Raw genomic sequence first — 17,290 nt, forward strand, 5'->3', positions numbered from 1 at the left:
GCCACCCGTGAGGGCGGACCCGCGCGGCGCGGAACCGCCCGCACGGAGGAGACCCGCGCGCCGTGACGTCAGGTGCTGAGCGACTCCACGTACGGCGCCAGCTTCTCCGGGTTCATCACCCACATGATCCGGTCGATGCCGTCCGCGGAAGCGTCGACGGAGAGCAGCGCCACCGGGCTGCCGCCCGCCGTGACGAGGACGGCCGGGCGCCCGTTGGCCTCCACCCAGCGGGTTGCGGCCGGCGGCCAGAAGCGGGGCGCGAAGGCGGCCAAATACTTGGACACGTGCGGCCGTCCGACCACCGGGATGCGCGAGGCACCGCGGATGCCGCCGCCGTCGGCGTAGCTGACGACGTCGGCCGCCAGGACGTCCTCCAGCACCCGCAGGTCGCCCGTCTGCGCCGCCGCGAGGAACACCTCCAGCAGCCGCCGGTGATCGGCCGGACTGACCGGCTCCTTGCGCTCGGCCGCCAGGTGCTTGCGCGCGCGGCTCACCAGCTGCCGGGTGTTGGCCTCACTGGTCTCCAGGATCTCCGCGACCTGTCGGTAGGGGTAGTCGAAGGCCTCCCGGAGCACATAGGCGGCGCGCTCCACCGGGTTCAGCTTCTCCAGCAGGAGCAGCACCGCCATCTCCAGCGCCTCGGCCCGCTCCGCGCCCAGTTGCGGGTCGTGCCGGGTGTCGACCGGCTCGGGCAGCCACGGACCGACGTACGCCTCGCGCCGCACCCGCGCGGACTGCGCCACGTTGATCGCGAGCCGCGCGGTGATCGTGGTCAGGAAGGCGGTCGGTTCCTTGACACCGGACCGGTCGGTGTTCTGCCACCGCACCCAGGTCTCCTGGAGGACGTCCTCCGCCTCCGCGGAACTGCCGAGCACCCGGTACGCGATCCCGAACAGCTGCGGGCGGGCCGTGAGGAAGTCCTTCGTCGCCCGCTCAAGGGAATCCGCCTCGTCCCGAGCGTTCATGGTCGTCCTTCCGGCTCCGGGATCACCATGCTACGCGCCGCCTCCACCGGGTGCGTCCGGGGTCCGGGGCGCCCCGCACGGCACCCGGACGCACCCGGCACACCGTGTCACCCGGTGGTTCCGGGCAGCGTCTCGCTTCCCTTCTCCCACCCGTGACGGGCCCGGGCCCGGGCGACCGTCGCGGGGGAGACCTCCCCGGCGCGGGCCAGCCGGTCCAGGGCCGCCACGACGATCGAGCCGGGGTCGACGCGGAAGTGGCGCCGCACCGCCTCCCGGGTGTCGCTCAGGCCGAAACCGTCCGTGCCCAGGGACGCGTAGTCCTGCTCGACCCACTGGCTGATCTGGTCCGGCACCTGCCGCATCCAGTCACTGACGGCCAGCACCGGACCCGGCGCCCCCGCGAGCGCGCGCGTCACGTACGGGACGCGCTCCTCCCCGCGCAGCCGCGCCTCGTCGGCGAGCAGCGCGTCACGGCGCAGCTCCGTCCAGGAGGTCACCGACCACACGTCGGCCCGCACCCCCCACTCCGAGGCCAGCAACTCCTGCGCCTGGAGCGCCCAGTGGATCGCCGTCCCCGACGACAGCAGCTGGATCCGCGGTCCGGCCTCCGGCGACGGGGCCGCCCGGTAGCGGTAGATGCCCCGCAGGATGCCCTCCTCCACCGACGGGCCGGACGGCATGGGCGGCTGCCGCTTCGACTCGTTGTACACGGTGAGGTAGTAGAAGACGTCCTCGGGCCGCTCGCCGTACATCCGGCGCAGCCCCTCCCGGACGATCACCGCGATCTCGTAGGCGAAGGCCGGGTCGTAGCTGACCGCAGCCGGGTTGGTGGACGCCAGCAGGTGCGAGTGCCCGTCGGCGTGCTGCAGGCCCTCTCCCGTCATCGTGGTGCGCCCGGCCGTCGCGCCGACGACGAAGCCGCGCCCCAACTGGTCGGCCAGCGCCCAGAACTGGTCACCGGTACGCTGGAAGCCGAACATGGCGTAGAAGATGTACAGCGGGATCATCGGCTCGCCGTGCGTGGCGTACGAGGTCGCCGCCGCCGTGAACTCGGCCAGTGAACCCGCCTCGGTGATGCCCTCGTCGATGAGCTGCCCGTCCTTCGCCTCCCGGTACCGCAGCAACTGGCCGGCGTCGACCGGTTCGTAGCTCTGTCCCTCGGGCGCGTAGATGCCCGCCGTCGGGAACAGCGACTCCATGCCGAAGGTGCGGGCCTCGTCCGGGACGATCGGCACCCAGCGGTGCCCCGTCTCCTTGTCCCGCATCAGGTCCTTGACGAGCCGGACCAGCGCCATGGTGGTCGCCACCTCCTGCTTGCCGAAGCCCTTCCGCAGCGCCTCGAAGGCGCCCGGCGGCGGCTGCGGCAGGGGCCGCGCCACGACCCTGCGCTCGGGGACCGGACCGCCCAGGGCGGCGCGCCGTTCGCGCAGGTACCGCACTTCGGGGGCGTCCTCGCCGGGGTGCCACAGCGGCGCCTGGCCGCCGTCCAGCGCCCGGTCGGGGATCGGCAGGTCCAGCCGGTCGCGCAGCTCGCGGAACTGCGCCGTGGTCAGCTTCTTCATCTGGTGGTTGGCGTTGCGCGAGGCGAAGTCCGGGCCCAGCGTGTGCCCCTTCACCGTCTGCACGAGGACCACGGAGGGTGCTCCCCGGTGCTCGACCGCCCTGCGGTAGGCGGCGTACACCTTGAGCGGCTCGTGACCGCCGCGCGAGGAGCCGAACAGGCCGGCCAGCCGGTCGTCGTCGAGCCCGCCCGCGACACCGGAGAGGGCGTCGCCGGTGAAGAAGTGCTCGCGGACGTAGGAGGCGTCCCGCGCCGCGTACGTCTGCAGCTGGGCGTCCGGCACCTCGCCGAGCCGGCGCACCAGGGAGCCGTCGGTGTCCTGCCGGAACAACGGGTCCCAGGCCTCGCCCCACAGCGACTTCACCACGTTCCAGCCCGCCCCGCGGAACCGCGCCTCGAGCTCCCGCACGATCTGGGTGCCGGGCCGCACCGGGCCGTCCAGCTTCTGCAGGTTGCAGTTGACGACGAAGGTGAGGTTGTCCAGCCCTTCGCGGGCCGCGAGCGCCAGCGCCGCGGTCGACTCCGGCTCGTCCATCTCGCCGTCGCCGAGGAACGCCCACACCCGGGAGGCGGAGGTGTCCTTGATACCCCGGTGGTGCAGATAGCGGTTGAACCTGGCCTGGTGGATCGCGGCGAGGGGACCGAGGCCCATGGACACGGTCGGGAACTCCCACAGCCACGGCAGCCGCCGGGGGTGCGGGTAGGACGGCAGCCCGTGGCCGTCGGCCTCACGCCGGAAGCCCGCCAGGTGGCGTTCGTCGAGGCGCCCTTCGAGGAAGGCGCGGGCGTAGACGCCGGGCGAGGCGTGTCCCTGCAGGAACAGCTGGTCGCCGGAGCCGTCGCCGTCCTTGCCGCGGAAGAAGTGGTTGAACCCGATCTCGTACAGCCAGGCCGCGGAGGCGTACGTGGAGATGTGGCCGCCGAGGCCCGCGGCGGAGCCGCGGCTCACCATGGCCGCCGCGTTCCACCGGTTCCACGCGGTGATCCGGGTCTCCAGCGCGAGGTCGCCGGGGAAGTCCGGCTGCGCCCACGCCGGGACGGTGTTGATGTGGTCCGTGGTCAGCAGCCCGGGCACGGTCAGCCCCGACCGGGCGGCGTGCTCGTGCACCCGGCGCAGCAGGTACACGGCCCGGTCGGGACCCGCGTTCCGCACGACCGCGTCGAGGGACGCCCGCCACTCGTCGGTCTCCTCGGCGTCACGGTCGGGCAGTTGGTCGAGCTCGCTCGCCGCGGAGGGCTCCGGGAGCCGGAACGGGTCACTCATGGCGCTTTTCCTTCGAGTCACACAGGGGCGGGGCGCGGGGGACACGCCCCGGGGCGGCCCGTCGTCCCCGCCGGCTGCCCGGCGGCGGCGCCTGCCGGCCGCTCACCCCGTACGACCGGCCCGCGTCCCCCGCTGTGACAGCGCGCGCCGTGACGCCCGACACGTCCCCCGGCCGCCGCGCGGTGCCGCCCCGGCAGGAGCTGTCACAGACGGGACGGCTGTCCGGTCCATGAGGAGAACGCGAACGCGTCGACCGAGTGAGGAGAGAGGACGAAACGATGAGTGGCTCGGGTCTGCGAGACCTTCCCCGGCCCGCGACGCCGCCGCCCGGGGGCGTGACCGGTCCCAGGCGCGCCGGTGCCGGGTGCCCGCCGGACCGGCGCGGCCGCGGCGGCCGGCGTGGCCACGGTGCGGGAGCCGCACGGTGAGCACCATCGCGTTCCTCAACGTCCCGCTGCGCGGTCACATCAACCCCACCCTGCCCGTCGTGGCCGAACTGGTGCGCCGCGGCCACACCGTCACGTACCACACCACCGCCGCGTTCGCGGAGGAGACGGCCGCCGCCGGCGCCGTCGTGCACCGCTACCCCGGGGACGGCCCGCCGCTGGCCGGTCCGCCGACCCCCGTCACGCTGCTGGAGCAACTCGCCCGCACCGCCGTCGAACTGCTGCCGTCCGTGCTCCGCGACCTGCGGCACGTCCGGCCCGACCTGATCGTCCACGGCGCCGCGTGCCCCTGGGGCCCGGTCGCCGCGAGCGAACTCGGCGTACCCGCGGTGTCGGTGTTCACCACCATGGCGTTCGGCCCCGGCGCGCCCAGCCCGACACGCGCCTCGGCCGGACTGCTGGCGGAGGCCCTCACCCGGCCCCGCAGCCTCCTGGGCTACGCACGGGCGCGAGCACTGCTCGCCCGCCGCCACCGCACCCGCGGGCTGCCGCTGGTCGACCTGGTGAACGTCACGCAACCGCTCAACCTGGTCTTCACCTCCCGCGCCTTCCAGCCCGGCGCCGGCTCCTTCGCCCGCAGCTACCGCTTCGTGGGCCCCAGCGTCGGCGCCCGCCCGCACGATCCCACCTTCCCCCTGGACGGCCTGCGGCCCCCGGTCCTGTACGCCTCCCTGGGCACGGTGTTCGACGCCGGCCCGCGGGCGCTGCGGGGGTTCGCCACCGCACTCGCGCCGCTCGGCGGCACCGTGGTCGTCGCCACCGGACGCACCGACCCGGCGGACCTCGGCGCGCTCCCGGACAACGTGCTCGCCCGCCGCTTCGTCCCGCAGCCCGACGTACTCGACAAGGCCGCGCTGTTCGTCACCCACGGGGGCATGAACAGCGTCAACGAGGCCCTGTACGCGGGCGTCCCCGTGCTGGTCGTCCCGCAGGGCGCGGACCAGCCGCAGGTGGCCCGCCGGGTCGTGGAACTCGGCGCGGGACTGTCCGTCCGCCCCGAGGACGCCACCGACGCGACGGTGCGCACCCTGGCCCGCCGCCTGCTCACCGAGCCGCGCTTCCGGCAACGGGCCGCCGCCCTGCGCACCGCCCAGCGCCGGGCCGGCGGGCACCGCCGCGCCGCCGACGTGATCGAGTCCCGTCTGCGCGGGCCGGCCCCGGCGGACGGGCCCCGGACGGAACCCTCACAGGAGCGGGAGCACTGAACCATGTCACCCCTCGTCGTCGCCCTGGTGCTGCTCGCCGGCCTCTCCGAGGCGGCCGGGCGGATCCTGCCCTTGGTGGCCCGCCGCCGGACGGTGTCGCCCCCGGTCGTGGCCGGGCTGCTGCTCACCGGCACCGCGGTGGAGAGCGCGGTGATCGCGCTGTGGCCGCTCACCGCATGGACCCTCGCCGAGATGCTGCCGCACGCCACCGCGTCCGCCGCCGCGCCCGGCTGGACGGCCGCACAGGTCGCGCCGATGCTGCTCGGCGCCGTCATCGCGTTCCCCTTGCTCGGCCCGCTGCTGCATCTGATGCTGCTGACCGGCGTCGGGGCCGGGCTGGTCGGCCCGGTCGCCGCGGCGAGCGGCGTGGGCGGCTGGGCCGCCGCGGGCTGCGTGGCCGTCGCCGGGGTCGGACTCGCCGCGGCCGTCGAGGCGGTGCGGCGACTCGTGGGGCGGATCGGCACGACCGGGACGCGGGGGGTGCCGGCATGACGACCTGGTTCCCGCTCGTCGCCCTGGTGCTGGGGCCGCTCCTGCTCGTCGAGGCGCTGCTCGCCCGCTACGAGGTGATGCTGTACACCGCCGGCTGGCGCACCCCCCTCACCGACCTCCCGCCCGGCGTGCCGTACGCCCGGGGCGCCGGCCCCGACCGTCCGCCCGCCGCCTACCTGGTCTACCTGGACGGCATCGGCAAACGGCGCTTCACCGACACGCGCGACGGCGGCCAACTGGTCAAGGCCCTGATCGCCGCCGCCCCGGAACTGCGGGTGCTGGGACAGGTGCAGCCGTACTCGCCGCTGGCCGCCCCCCTCGCCGACCGGCCGGTGTGGGTGCGCATCCGCAGGCACGCCGGACTGCTGCTGTTCCTGCACAACGTCATGCAGATCTTCGTGGCCGCCGACCGCCGCTACCGTCCCCTCTACAACCGCGCCGTGGGCGCCCAGATCGCCGGCCAGCTGCGGCGGGCCGGATACCGGCCGTACAGCGGCGTCCCCGTCGTGCTGCTCAGCTACAGCGGCGGCGCCCAGGTCGCCACCGGCGCCGTACCCGAACTCCACGCCCAACTGCGCGCCCCGCTGCTGCTGATCACCCTCGGCGGCTTCCACAACGGCGCCAACGACCTCACCGACGCCCTGCACCTGCACCAGCTCACCAGCGCCCACGACCGGATCGAACGGGTCGGCACCTGGCTGTTCCCCCAGCGCTGGCCCCTGCTGCGGCGCAGCGGCTGGAACCGGGCCCGGCGCGCCGGACGGATCACGGTGCACCGGATGGACCCGGCCACCCACCTGGGCAGCCGCAGTTACATCAGCCCCCGCTGCCACCGCCCCGACGGCCGCAGTCACCTGGAGCACACGACCGACACCGTGCTGGCGCTCATCCGCACGGTCACCGGAAGCGACCGCCCGTCAGAACCGGTGTGAGGAACGGGGGTTGCGCGACCGCGAGGCTCACGCGCGGGGAAAGGATCGGCCAAGGCACTCGGCCGCCGGCCCCGCCTGTGCTTCCATGCGATGACGCACCCCCCGTCGCCAACAGCGCGTCCGCGCACAGGAGAAGGCATGCTGCCCGGTCCCAGACGTCCCGTCCGCCCCGCCCGCGCCGTCGCCGTGCTCCTCGCCGCCGTCCTGCCGCTCACCGCGGCACCGGCCGCCGGGGCGGAGGATGCACCCGCGTCCGGTTCCGTGCCACTGCGCGTGGCGACGTACAACATCCACGCGGGAGCGGGGGAGGACCAGGTCTTCGACCTCGACCGCACCGCCGCCGCCCTGCGCGGCCTGCGCGCCGACGTCATCGGGCTCCAGGAGGTCGACGTGCACTGGGGCGACCGCAGCGCCTTCGCCGACGAGGCCCGCGCGCTCGCCGGGAAGCTGCGCATGCGGGTGTTCTTCGCGCCGATCTACGACCTCGACCCGGCCGTCGAAGGCGGTGAACGCCGGCAGTACGGGGTGGCCGTGCTGAGCCGCCACCCGGTGCTGTACGCCGAGAACCACGAAATCACCCGGCTGTCCACCCAGACCCCCGACCCGGTGCCCGCCCCGGCGCCGGGCTTCGCCGAAGTGGTGATCCGGGTGAAGGGCGTACGCACGCACTTCTACACCACGCACCTCGACTACCGGGCCGACCCGTCGATCCGCACCGCCCAGGTGGACGACATGCTGGAGGTGCTGGCCGCCGACCGGGGACCGCGCGTCCTGGTCGGTGACTTCAACGCGGAGGCGTCCGCACCCGAGTTGGCGCCGCTGTGGCACACCCTGCGCGACGCCGCCCCCGGCGCCGGGGCCACCTATCCGGCGACCGACCCGGAGAAGCGCATCGACCTGATCACCGTCTCGCACGGCGTGGCCGTGACCGGCGCCCGCACCCCGGAGACCGGCGCGTCGGACCACCGTCCGGTCGTCGCCGACCTGCGTCTGCCCCGCGAGAGGCGCTGACCGCGCGACGAGGACCGCTCGCCGCGCGCGTCACACCGACCGCTCGGCGTGCCCCTCACCCGGGCGGGGCGCCCGCCCCGCCGCCCTGGAGGCGTTCCAGGTCCGAGGGACGGACCTGGATCGCCACCACCGCGACCAGCGCGGCCAGGCCGGCGAAGACCGCCGCCGTGACGAACGCGGCGGAGACCCCGGAGGTCAGCACCTCGGCGCCCCACGGCGCGGGCAGTTCGCCCGTGCGCTGGAACTGCAGCCGCTCGGCCGGGGTCGCCTGTTCCAGGAAGCGCGGGACCTGTTTCTCCGACTCGTTCCGGCTGGCCGTGCCGTACATCGTCACCAGGATGGACAGCCCCAGGGAGCCGCCGACCTGCTGGGTGGCGTTGAGCAGACCCGAGGCGGCGCCGGTCTCCTGCACGGGCACGTTGGACAGCGCCATCAGGGTCAGCGACACGAACTCCATGCCCATGCCGAGGCTGAACACCAGCATCGGACCGAGCACACTGCCCGCGTAGGTGGAGTGCACGTCGGTGAGGGTCAGCCAGCCCAGGCCCGCCGCCGCGAGGAGACCGCCGCCCACCATGAACGGCTTGGGCCCGTACACCGGCAGGAACCGTGAGGCCAGCCCGGCCCCGATCGCGATGACCGCGCTCACCGGGAGGAAGGCGAGACCGGCCCGCAGGGGGCTGAACCCCAGTACGTTCTGCACGAACAGCGTCAGGAAGAAGAACATGCCGAACAGCGCCGCCGCCAGGAACAGCATGATCCCGTAGGTGCCCGCGCGGTTGCGGTCCGCGAACATGTGCAACGGCGTGATCGGCTGCCGTGATCTCCGCTCGACCATGACGAAGCCCACCAGCACCACGACCGCCACCGCGAACGAGGCCAGGGTGAGCGGGTCCCGCCAGCCGTCCTGCCCGGCCCTGATGAACCCGTAGACCAGCAGCACCATGCCCGCGGTGGACATCAGCGCGCCGGTGAAGTCGAAGCGGCCCGGGTGGCGTTCGGACTCCTTGATCCAGCGTGGGGTGGCCAAGGCGATGAGCAGACCGATCGGGACGTTGACGAACAGCACCCACCGCCAGTTCAGCCACTCGACGAGGACGCCGCCCGCCAGCAGTCCGATCGCGCCGCCGCCCGCCGAGACCGCGGCGAACACGCCGAAGGCCCGGTTGCGTTCCGGCCCCTCACGGAAGGTCGTGCTGATCAGCGCGAGGGAGGTCGGGGAGGCGATGGCGCCGCCCACACCCTGCAGCGCCCGGGCCGCCAGCAACTGACCGGAGTTCTGCGCCAGCCCGCCCAGCAGCGACGCCAGCACGAAGAGCAGCACACCGAAGATGAACACCCGCCGTCTGCCGAGGATGTCACCGGCCCGGCCGCCCAGCAGCAACAGGCCGCCGAACGTGAGGGTGTAGGCGTTGACCACCCACGACAGGCCGGTGGTCGAGAAGTCGAGGTCACGCTGGATGTGCGGCAGCGCGATGTTCACGATGGTGATGTCGAGCACCACCATCAGCTGACACGAGGCGATGACGAACAGGGCCATCCCGTTGCCGCCGCCGCTGCCGCCCTGGGCGGTGTCCTGCGCGGAGGCCGCCGGTCGCGGACTTTCGGTCATATCGGGTCGCCCTTCCGGGAGTCCACCGTTCGACCGTACGCGCGCCCCCCGGAGGCCACCACTCGATCACCGGCGCCCCGGACGGTAGCGCCTGCACCACCTGAAGCCGGTAGCCGGCTGCATGGGCGGCGGGCCGCCGCCGCCCTAGCGTCGGTGGGGTCCCGCAGAGCTTCACCCGGAAGGCCCACCATGTCACCGACCCCGGACGGCGTCGCCGTCTGCCTCGAGCGCGTACGCAGGACCTACGGCGGTGAACAGCCGGTCGTGGCGCTCGACGACGTGAGCGCCGTGTTCCCGCGCGGCACCGCGACCGCCGTGATGGGGCCCTCCGGATCCGGCAAGAGCACGCTGCTGCACTGCGCGGCCGGGCTGGACCGGCCGGACTCCGGGCGGGTGCGGATCGGGGACACCGACCTTTCGTCGATGTCGGAGAAGCGGCTCACCGAACTGCGGCGCGGCCGGGTCGGTTTCGTGTTCCAGGCGTTCAACCTGGTGGGCGCGCTGAACGTGGAGCAGAACATCCTGCTGCCGTCCCGGCTGTCGGGCCGGCGGCCCGACCCCGCCTGGGTCGACGAGGTGGTCCGGCGGGTGGGCCTGGAGGAGCGGCTGGGGCACCGGCCCGCACAGCTCTCCGGAGGCCAGCAGCAGCGGGTGGCGATCGCCCGGGCCCTGGTCGCCCGGCCGGAGGTGATCTTCTGCGACGAGCCCACCGGTGCCCTCGACACCCGCTCCGCCGCCGCCGTCCTCGGCCTGCTGCGTTCCGCCGTCGACGAGTACGGGCAGACCGTCGTGATGGTCACCCACGACCCGGTCGCGGCCTCCTGCGCCGACCGCGTGCTGATCCTCGCCGACGGGCGGATCGTCCGGGACATGGAGCGGTCCGGTCCCGAGCGGATCGCCGAACAGCTCGCCGTGCCGGGCCGCCGGCGGCCCGCGGCGAGCCGGGAGGGCTGACGCGTGCTCCGACTGGCAGTGCAGACGCTTCGCTACCGCAAGAGCGGCTTCCTCGCCACGTTCGTCGCCCTCGCCGTCGGGGTCGCCGTCCTGATGACGTGCGCCCTGCTCATGGAGTCCGGGTGGCGGTACAAGGGTGACCCGCTGGGTTACGGGGCGGCGGTCGCCGTGGTTGCCGACCGGGAGCTGACCGTGGACGGGCCGACGGTGTTCGGCGAGACCGAGCGGACGACCGTGGTCCTGCCCGAACGGGGCAGCGTCCCCGAAGCACTGGCCGCCGAGCTGGCCGAGGTGCCCGGTGTGGCCCGCGCGGTGGGCGACCGCCGGCTCGTGGCGGCCACGACGGCCGCCCCGGAGCTGCCGACCACCGGTCACGGCTGGTCGAGCGCGGCGCTCGCCCCGTACCGGCTCGTGGACGGCGGCCCGCCCCGCTCGGACCGGGACGTCGCCGTCGACCCCCGGATCGCTGACGGCACCGGGCTCGCCCCCGGCGGGACCACCGAGGTGGTCACCGGCGGCGTGAGCCGCACCTACCGGGTCAGCGGTGTCGTCGACACGGGCGGGACCGCGACGGGGCCGGCCGCGCTGTTCTTCACCGACGCCCACGCCGCCGCGCTGGACCCGCACCCGGGCCGCTTCGACGCCGTCGGTGTCCTCACCGCACCGGACGCCGACCGGGAAGCCGTCCTCGCCGCCGTACGCCGGATCGCGGACGCCGCGGGTGCCACCGCGTACACCGGTGACGCACGCGGACTGGCCGCCGAGCCCGAGGGCGCCACCGCGCGGGCCCTCACGCTCGGCGCCGGCGGCGCCTTCGCCGGTTACGCGGCGGCGATCGTGGGCTTCGTGGTCGCCGGGACCGTGGGCCTGTCCGTACGGCACCGGCGGCGTGACCTCGCCCTGCTGCGGGCCGTCGCCGCCACCCCGGGCCAGGTACGGCTGATGCTGCTCGCGGAGGTCGGCCTCCTCGGCCTGCTCGCCGCCGTCGTCGGTGTCCCGGCCGGGCTGTTCACCACCGGCCTGGTCCGCGACCAACTCGTTGCCCGCGGCTTCGTGCCGGACACCTTCGCCGTCCAGGGCGGGGCGCTGTCCGCCGCGGCCGTCACCGTGACCGTCGTCGCCGTGGCGCTGCTGTCCGCCTGGGCCGCCGCGCTGCGCGTGACCCGGATCCGCCCCACCGAGGCGCTCGGGGAGGCCGCCGTGGAACCCGGCCCCGGAAGCGGGGCGCGCCTGGTGAGCGGTCTTGCCTGCCTCGCCGGGGCGGCCTCGCTGACCGTGCTCACCGGCGCCGCCGACGGGCAGACCGCGCTGGGCGCCGCGATGGGGATGCTCTACGCCTTCGTCCTGGGCGTCGCCCTGCTCGCGCCCTGGATCAACCAGGGGACGGCCCGCTTGCTCGGGCCCGTACTGCGCGCCGTGTGGGGGAACAGCGGGTACCTCGCCGCCGCCAACCTGCGCGCCAACGCCCGCGGCATGGTCGCCGTGCTCACCGCGCTGGTGCTGTCCGTCGGCCTCGGCGGCACCGTCTGGTTCCTCCAGGACAACCTCGAACGGCAGGCGGTCGCCCAGAGCCGTGCCGGCACCCTCGCCCAGTACGCGCTGACCGCCGGTGCCGGACTGCCCGCGTCCGCCGCGGCCGAGGCCCGCCGGGTCCCCGGCGTGCTCGCCGCGACCGGCGTGCGCCGCACCTCGGTCGTGGTGCCCGACCGGCTGGAGCCGCAGACCGTGCCCGCGCTGGGCATCGACCCTCCGGGCGTGGAACGGACGCTGGACCTGCGGGTGCGGTCCGGCAGCCTCGGCGAACTGCGCGAGAACACCGTCGCCGTGTCCACCACGCGGGCGGACGCCGCCGGCTGGCGGCTGGGGGACCGGGCCCGGCTGTGGCTCGGTGACGGCACCCCCGTCACCCTGCGCGTGGTCGCCCTGTACGAGCGCGGCTGGGGCTTCGGCGACGTCACCCTGCACCGGGACATCCTCGCCGGGCACACGGTCACCGGCCTCGACGACCAGGTCCTCGTCCGCACCGCCCCGGACGCCGGGGTCGAGCGGGACCTGGCCGGACTGGCCCGCCGCCACCCGGGCGGCGCGCTGGTGGACACCGGCGCGCCGACCGGCGAACTCGCCGAGGACGTCGCCGTCAGCGGCTGGCTCAACAAGATGCTCGTCGCCGTGCTGGTCGGCTACGCGGTCCTGGCCGCCGCCAACACCCTCGTCATGGCGGCGCTGGCCCGCACCCGGGAGCTGTCCCTGCTGCGCCTGGCCGGCGTCACCCGCGGTCAGGTCAGGCGGATGGTGCACGCCGAACAGGCGGGTCTGCTGGGCGTGGCGCTGCTGATCGGGGCCGGGATCGCCGCCGTCACCCTCACCTCGGTCGTCCGTGCCGTGACCGGGGCGGGCGTACCCCATGTGCCCGCCGCCGGCTGGGCGGTGCTGCTGGGCGGCACGGCGGCGCTGGCGCTGCTGGCCACGGTACTCCCGGTCGGCCGGATCCTGCGTACCGCCCCGGTCGAGGGCATCGGCGTCCGCGAGTGAGCGCACCCGCCCGCGCCCGGGCCCGCACCCGCCCCGCGACGTCCGGCCGTGAACGCCCGCCGGCCGGACGCGTCGGCGGGCCGGGGCCCGTGCGTTCTATCCTCCGTGCCTGGGAGGTGCGGATGGTGGTGACCCACGACCGCCCGGCGGACGTACGGCCGGGGCGGCGCCGGGCCGGGTCCGCCCGCGCCCGGGCGGCACTGGACGCGCTGGAGCACCTCGTCGGGGGCCTGGGCACCGGACTGCTCGCCCTGCTCGCGACGCTGTGGCTCGCCCTGACCGCGGCGGCCTGCCTCGTCGGGGCGGGCCTGTGGCTTCTGCCGTCCGCCCTGCACGCGGTGCGTGCCGTCGCCGACCGGGAACGCGGCAGGCTCTCCCGCTGGGGTCCGGAGATCGTCGGCCCGGCGCCGCTGCCGTCAGGACTCCGGGCGATGCTCGCCGACCGCGCCGTGCGCCGCGAGGTCCGCTGGGTGGCCACGCACACGCTGCTCGGCCTGTTCCTCGGGCTGATCGGGGCGACGCTGCCGCTCAGCGCGGCGCACGACATCAGCTTCCCGCTGTACTGGCGCTTCCTGCCGGAGAGCGAGGCCACCTCCGCCGTGGGCTGGTGGACCGTCCGGGACTGGCCGGGCGCCCTGGCCGTCAGCCTGGTCGGCGCCGCGCTGGTCGGCGTCGTCCTGGTCTGCGCCCCCGCCCTCGCCCGCCTCCAGGCCTGGCCCGGACGGCGGCTGCTGCGCCCCGACGCGGGCACCGACCTCGTCCTGCGGGTCGCCGAGCTCACCGCCACGCGGGCGGCCGCGCTGGACGCCCACGTCACCGAACTGCGGCGCGTGGAAAGGGCGTTGCACGACGGCACACAGAACCGCGTCGTCGCGGTCACCGTGCTGCTCGGAGCCGCCCGGCGGGCCCTCGCCCGGAACCCGGAGGAGGCCGCCGCCCTGCTGGACCGCGCCCAGGACGCCGCCGAGCAGGCACTCACCGAACTGCGCGCGGTCGTCCGCGGCATCCTCCCGCCGGTCCTCGCCGACCGGAGCCTGCCCGACGCCCTCACCGCGCTGGCGGCCGGCTGCCCGGTGCCGTGCCGGGTCGACGCGGACGTCCCCGTGCGGTGCCCGGCGGCGGTGGAGGCGACGGCGTACTTCGTGGTCGCCGAGGCCCTCACCAACATCGCCCGGCACAGCGGCGCCGGTGAGGCGTGGGTCGCCATCCGCACCGCGGGCGGCCTGCTGCGCGTCGAGGTCCGCGACGACGGCCACGGCGGCGCCGACGAGCGGGGCGGGTCCGGGCTCACCGGCATCCGCCGCCGGGTCGAGGCACACGACGGAACACTGGAGCTGGCCAGCCCCCGGGGCGGCCCCACCACCCTGAAGGTGACCCTGCCATGCGGATCGTGATCGCCGAGGACGACGCCCTGCTGCGCGAAGGGCTGGCGCTGCTGCTGCGCGCCGAGTCCCTGGACGTGGTGGCCACGGCCGAGGACCCCGGCGGCTTCCTGGACGCCGTGGACGCGCAGCGGCCGGACGTCGCCATCGTCGACGTGCGGATGCCGCCCACCCACACCGACGAGGGGATCACCGCGGCGGTGGAGGCCAGGCGGCGCCTGCCCGGCCTCGCGGTGCTGGTGCTCTCCGCCTACGTCGAGCAGGCGTTCGCCGGCGATCTGCTCGCGCAGGGCAGCGCACGGCTCGGCTATCTCCTCAAGGAGCGGGTGGGGCGGGTCGAGCAGTTCCTCGAGGCGCTGCACCGGGTGGCGGACGGCGGCACCGCCATCGACCCGGAGGTGGTCGCCCAGCTGCTGACCCGAGGCAGGCCCGACACCCGGCTGGAGCGGCTCAGCCCCCGCGAGCGGGACGTGCTCGCGCTGATGGCGGAGGGACTGGGCAACGCGGCCATAGCCGAACGGCTCGTCGTCAGCGACGGCGCCGTGCACAAGCACATCCGCAACATCTTCGCCAAGCTCGACCTGCCTCCCACCGACCGCACCGACCGCCGGGTCGCGGCCGTCCTGCACTTCCTGGAGGACACCCGCCGCCGCGGCTGACCCGGCACGGCCTCCTGGCGGGCCCGCCGCACCTTCGCGGCGCGGCCCGGTGAGGTGCCGTCAGGCCGCCTGCCGGTGCCCGAGGGCCCGGGCGCGGGCGGTCGCGTCCAGGTGGGCGCGCTCGCGGGAGCTTTCGAACAGCGGGACCAGGTCCGCCATCGCCGGCACCCGCGGGGCCATGGTCAGCTCCGGGACGATGAAGTCGACGTCGAGCCCCATCATGTCGCCGAGCACCGCGCGCAGGTAGTTCTGCACGTACTCGTAGCCCTCGCGGGGCGTGCCGGGGGCGTAGGAGCCGCCACGGCTGGCGACCACGGTGACCGGGGTGCCCTTGGCGGACGGCGCGTCCCCCGCGGTGCGGCCCACCAGGATCACGTTGTCCAGCCAGGCCTTGAGCGTGGACGGGATCGTGAAGTTGTACATCGGCGCGCCGATCAGCAGCGCGTCCGCCCGCTCGATCTCCTCGATCAGCGGCAGCCGCCGGGCGAGGGCGGCGGCCTGCTCCGGGGTGTGCTCCGCGGGGTCGGTCAGGGCCGCCAGGTGGGAGTCGGCGGTCAGGTGCGGCACGGGGTCCGTGGCGAGGTCGCGGTGGATCACCGTGCCCTCGGGGTGCTGCTCCTCCCACGCCTGGCGGAAGGTCTGCGCCACGGCCCGGGACGCGGAGGCGGAGGCCGGGAAGACGGAGGAGTCGATGTGCAGAAGCGTGGTCATCTGGGGTTTCTCCCATGGCCGGAGAAGCGGAGGCGCATGACACGCAACCGCTGCGGATTCGTACGGGACTATGAATAACACAGGTACTTACTTTTTTTCACCTCCTACGGACGGCAGTACCCTGAGGGCATGGCGGCGGAGCAGGTACACGGGACAGAGGCGTGCAAAAAGGTCGACGGCGGTATCACGCGCGTGTTCCAGCTGCTCGGCAAGCGGTGGACCGGCCCGATCGTGGCCGTGCTGGTGGAGCAGCCCGCCTACTTCGCCGAGCTCCGCAGGGCCATCCCCGGCATCAGCGAGCGCATGCTCTCCGACCGGCTGGCCGAGCTGGGCGCGGCGGGACTGCTGGTCCGTGAGGTGGACGAGGGCCCGCCGCTGCGGGTCGCCTACCGCCTCACGGAGTCGGGGGCCGCGCTCGAACCGGCGCTGAAGGAACTGGGCAGGTGGGCGGAGACCCACCTGCCGGAGGACAGGTCCTGCTGAGGAGGCGCTCCGAACGGCGGCGCGCGGCGGGACGGCCGGGGGAGTCACGCCCCCACGGGCGGCCCGCGGAGGTCACGCCGCCACGGGCCGCCCGCGGGTGTTCACGCGCCCAGTGACCGCTCGGTGAGCCGGTCGAGGTGGCGGGTGAAGACCTCCCGCGCCTCCGGGGTGAGGGTGCGCAGCGCCACCAGGGCCGTGACGGCGACGTCGCACAGCTCGGCGCGCACGTCGTCCCAGTTGTGCGTGACGCCCTTGCGGGGGTTCTGGCCGGTCACGCCGACCAGGGCCTGCGCGACCTCGCCGACCTCCTCGGACAGCTTCAGGACGCGCATCAGCAGGCGCTCGGGGCCGTCGACGGGACTGTTCGCGTCCAGCCAGCCGCACAGTCCGTCGATGGACTCCCACAGACCCGCGGTCGAGGCCGGCGGGGAAGACAGGTGCTCGCTCATGGGCGCAGAGCCTGGCACAGTCCACCGACAGTGCCCGCCGCGCCGTGACGCGCTACTCGAACAGCACGCCCTGCTGACCCTCCCGCGCCTTCCGCAGCCGCCGGCCGCGCGCGCCCACCGCCACCGCCGTGGCCGCCGCCGTGGCCGCGAAGGCCGCCGGAACCATCCAGCTCCGGTCGGCCGCGTGCCCGAGCAGGTGGTCGAGGGAGAGCCGGCCCGCTCCCGTCACCGCGAGACCGGCCGCCGTCAGGCCAAGGGACGCGGCGTACTCGAAGCCGCCCTCCTGGTTGAAGAAGCCGTTCGGCGCGTGCACGGCGGCGGCGCCCGCCATCGCGCCGGCGGCGGCCGCGCCTGCCGCCGGAGTGGCCAGTCCCAGTGCGAGCAGCAGCCCGCCGCCGGTCTCCGCGAGGCCCGCCGCCGTGGCGCTGACCTTGCCGGGCGCGTACCCGATGGAGTCCATGAACTGGCCGGTCCCCGCGATGCCGCCACCGCCGAACCAGCCGAACAGCTTCTGCGAACCGTGTGCGGTGAGCACCCCGCCGGTTCCCAGCCGGAGCAGCAGCAGTCCCAGGTCGCGTCGGTCGTAACAGGTCACGTCGTCTCCCCGTGCACGGTGGTCTGGCCCCGACCAC

At 74.8% G+C, this 17,290-nt stretch carries 15 protein-coding genes; 9 read left to right on the plus strand and 6 right to left on the minus strand.

Translation table 11 applies throughout. The features are described 5' to 3' along the window. Nucleotides 1-68 precede the first annotated feature (68 nt). Together ACIF8S_RS21170 and aceE are read right to left on the minus strand one after the other, a co-directional pair. Entirely contained in the window at nt 69-965 is an 897-nt protein-coding gene (locus ACIF8S_RS21170; RefSeq protein WP_400000819.1) for an RNA polymerase sigma-70 factor, read from the minus strand. Nucleotides 966-1,072: 107 nt separating this feature from the next. Continuing rightward, nucleotides 1,073-3,790, minus strand: a complete 2,718-nt coding sequence (gene aceE, locus ACIF8S_RS21175) for a pyruvate dehydrogenase (acetyl-transferring), homodimeric type (RefSeq protein WP_400000820.1) — start codon at nt 3,788-3,790, stop codon at nt 1,073-1,075. Between the two features lie 424 nt (nt 3,791-4,214). Between aceE and ACIF8S_RS21180 the strand changes: the two genes are divergently transcribed. From ACIF8S_RS21180 to ACIF8S_RS21195, 4 genes are all read left to right on the plus strand, one after another. Beyond that, nucleotides 4,215-5,441, plus strand: coding sequence for a macrolide family glycosyltransferase (locus ACIF8S_RS21180; RefSeq protein ID WP_400000822.1), 1,227 nt, complete (start codon nt 4,215-4,217; stop codon nt 5,439-5,441). A gap of 3 nt (nt 5,442-5,444) precedes the next feature. After that, on the plus strand, nt 5,445-5,933 hold the full coding sequence (locus ACIF8S_RS21185) for a hypothetical protein (RefSeq protein WP_352166758.1): 489 nt from the start codon (nt 5,445-5,447) through the stop codon (nt 5,931-5,933). Then, nucleotides 5,930-6,865: a hypothetical protein gene (locus ACIF8S_RS21190; RefSeq protein ID WP_400000823.1), complete on the plus strand. Its 936-nt coding sequence runs from the start codon at nt 5,930-5,932 to the stop codon at nt 6,863-6,865. Before ACIF8S_RS21185 ends, ACIF8S_RS21190 begins: the two co-directional genes overlap by 4 nt. Nucleotides 6,866-7,003: 138 nt before the next feature. Continuing rightward, on the plus strand, nt 7,004-7,876 hold the full coding sequence (locus ACIF8S_RS21195; protein WP_400000825.1) for an endonuclease/exonuclease/phosphatase family protein: 873 nt from the start codon (nt 7,004-7,006) through the stop codon (nt 7,874-7,876). Between the two features lie 55 nt (nt 7,877-7,931). On the opposite strand, the gene ACIF8S_RS21200 is transcribed toward ACIF8S_RS21195, so the two are convergent. After that, nucleotides 7,932-9,416, minus strand: a complete 1,485-nt coding sequence (locus ACIF8S_RS21200; protein ID WP_400001214.1) for an MFS transporter — start codon at nt 9,414-9,416, stop codon at nt 7,932-7,934. A 261-nt stretch (nt 9,417-9,677) separates the two neighbouring features. Between ACIF8S_RS21200 and ACIF8S_RS21205 the strand changes: the two genes are divergently transcribed. The 4 genes from ACIF8S_RS21205 (at nt 9,678) to ACIF8S_RS21220 (ending at nt 15,015) form a co-directional block, all read left to right on the plus strand. After that, a complete protein-coding gene (locus ACIF8S_RS21205; RefSeq protein WP_400000827.1) occupies nt 9,678-10,442 on the plus strand; it encodes an ABC transporter ATP-binding protein in 765 nt (254 codons plus the stop codon). Nucleotides 10,443-10,445: 3 nt separating this feature from the next. Then, nucleotides 10,446-12,974, plus strand: coding sequence for an FtsX-like permease family protein (locus ACIF8S_RS21210; RefSeq protein WP_400000829.1), 2,529 nt, complete (start codon nt 10,446-10,448; stop codon nt 12,972-12,974). Between the two features lie 122 nt (nt 12,975-13,096). Further along, on the plus strand, nt 13,097-14,368 hold the full coding sequence (locus tag ACIF8S_RS21215) for a sensor histidine kinase (RefSeq protein WP_400000831.1): 1,272 nt from the start codon (nt 13,097-13,099) through the stop codon (nt 14,366-14,368). Beyond that, nucleotides 14,356-15,015: a response regulator transcription factor gene (locus ACIF8S_RS21220; protein WP_349796514.1), complete on the plus strand. Its 660-nt coding sequence runs from the start codon at nt 14,356-14,358 to the stop codon at nt 15,013-15,015. The genes ACIF8S_RS21215 and ACIF8S_RS21220 overlap by 13 nt, the downstream gene beginning before the upstream one ends. 60 nt (nt 15,016-15,075) lie before the next feature. Here the strand turns inward: ACIF8S_RS21220 and ACIF8S_RS21225 are convergent, their stop codons facing one another. Beyond that, entirely contained in the window at nt 15,076-15,726 is a 651-nt protein-coding gene (locus ACIF8S_RS21225) for an FMN-dependent NADH-azoreductase (RefSeq protein WP_400000834.1), read from the minus strand. 129 nt (nt 15,727-15,855) lie between these two features. Between ACIF8S_RS21225 and ACIF8S_RS21230 the strand changes: the two genes are divergently transcribed. Further along, nucleotides 15,856-16,209, plus strand: coding sequence for a helix-turn-helix domain-containing protein (locus tag ACIF8S_RS21230; RefSeq protein WP_349796510.1), 354 nt, complete (start codon nt 15,856-15,858; stop codon nt 16,207-16,209). Between the two features lie 101 nt (nt 16,210-16,310). Here ACIF8S_RS21230 and ACIF8S_RS21235 read toward each other — a convergent pair whose 3' ends face one another. Together ACIF8S_RS21235 and ACIF8S_RS21240 are read right to left on the minus strand one after the other, a co-directional pair. Beyond that, on the minus strand, nt 16,311-16,658 hold the full coding sequence (locus tag ACIF8S_RS21235) for a MazG-like family protein (RefSeq protein ID WP_400000836.1): 348 nt from the start codon (nt 16,656-16,658) through the stop codon (nt 16,311-16,313). 52 nt (nt 16,659-16,710) lie between these two features. Then, nucleotides 16,711-17,253, minus strand: a complete 543-nt coding sequence (locus ACIF8S_RS21240) for a DoxX family protein (protein WP_400000838.1) — start codon at nt 17,251-17,253, stop codon at nt 16,711-16,713. Between the last annotated feature and the right edge of the window lie 37 nt (nt 17,254-17,290).

Origin of the sequence: Streptomyces sp. NPDC085937, assembly GCF_044540535.1 — a bacterium.
In the GTDB taxonomy this organism is placed as follows: Bacteria; Actinomycetota; Actinomycetes; order Streptomycetales; family Streptomycetaceae; genus Streptomyces.

Coding starts and splice junctions, on each gene's coding strand:
- ACIF8S_RS21170 (WP_400000819.1), bottom strand. CDS start 965: ATGAACGCTCGGGACGAGGCGGATTCCCTTGAGCGGGCGACGAAGGAC.
- aceE (WP_400000820.1), bottom strand. CDS start 3,790: ATGAGTGACCCGTTCCGGCTCCCGGAGCCCTCCGCGGCGAGCGAGCTC.
- ACIF8S_RS21185 (WP_352166758.1), top strand. CDS start 5,445: ATGTCACCCCTCGTCGTCGCCCTGGTGCTGCTCGCCGGCCTCTCCGAG.
- ACIF8S_RS21190 (WP_400000823.1), top strand. CDS start 5,930: ATGACGACCTGGTTCCCGCTCGTCGCCCTGGTGCTGGGGCCGCTCCTG.
- ACIF8S_RS21195 (WP_400000825.1), top strand. CDS start 7,004: ATGCTGCCCGGTCCCAGACGTCCCGTCCGCCCCGCCCGCGCCGTCGCC.
- ACIF8S_RS21200 (WP_400001214.1), bottom strand. CDS start 9,416: ATGGCCCTGTTCGTCATCGCCTCGTGTCAGCTGATGGTGGTGCTCGAC.
- ACIF8S_RS21205 (WP_400000827.1), top strand. CDS start 9,678: ATGTCACCGACCCCGGACGGCGTCGCCGTCTGCCTCGAGCGCGTACGC.
- ACIF8S_RS21215 (WP_400000831.1), top strand. CDS start 13,097: ATGGTGGTGACCCACGACCGCCCGGCGGACGTACGGCCGGGGCGGCGC.
- ACIF8S_RS21220 (WP_349796514.1), top strand. CDS start 14,356: ATGCGGATCGTGATCGCCGAGGACGACGCCCTGCTGCGCGAAGGGCTG.
- ACIF8S_RS21225 (WP_400000834.1), bottom strand. CDS start 15,726: ATGACCACGCTTCTGCACATCGACTCCTCCGTCTTCCCGGCCTCCGCC.
- ACIF8S_RS21230 (WP_349796510.1), top strand. CDS start 15,856: ATGGCGGCGGAGCAGGTACACGGGACAGAGGCGTGCAAAAAGGTCGAC.
- ACIF8S_RS21235 (WP_400000836.1), bottom strand. CDS start 16,658: ATGAGCGAGCACCTGTCTTCCCCGCCGGCCTCGACCGCGGGTCTGTGG.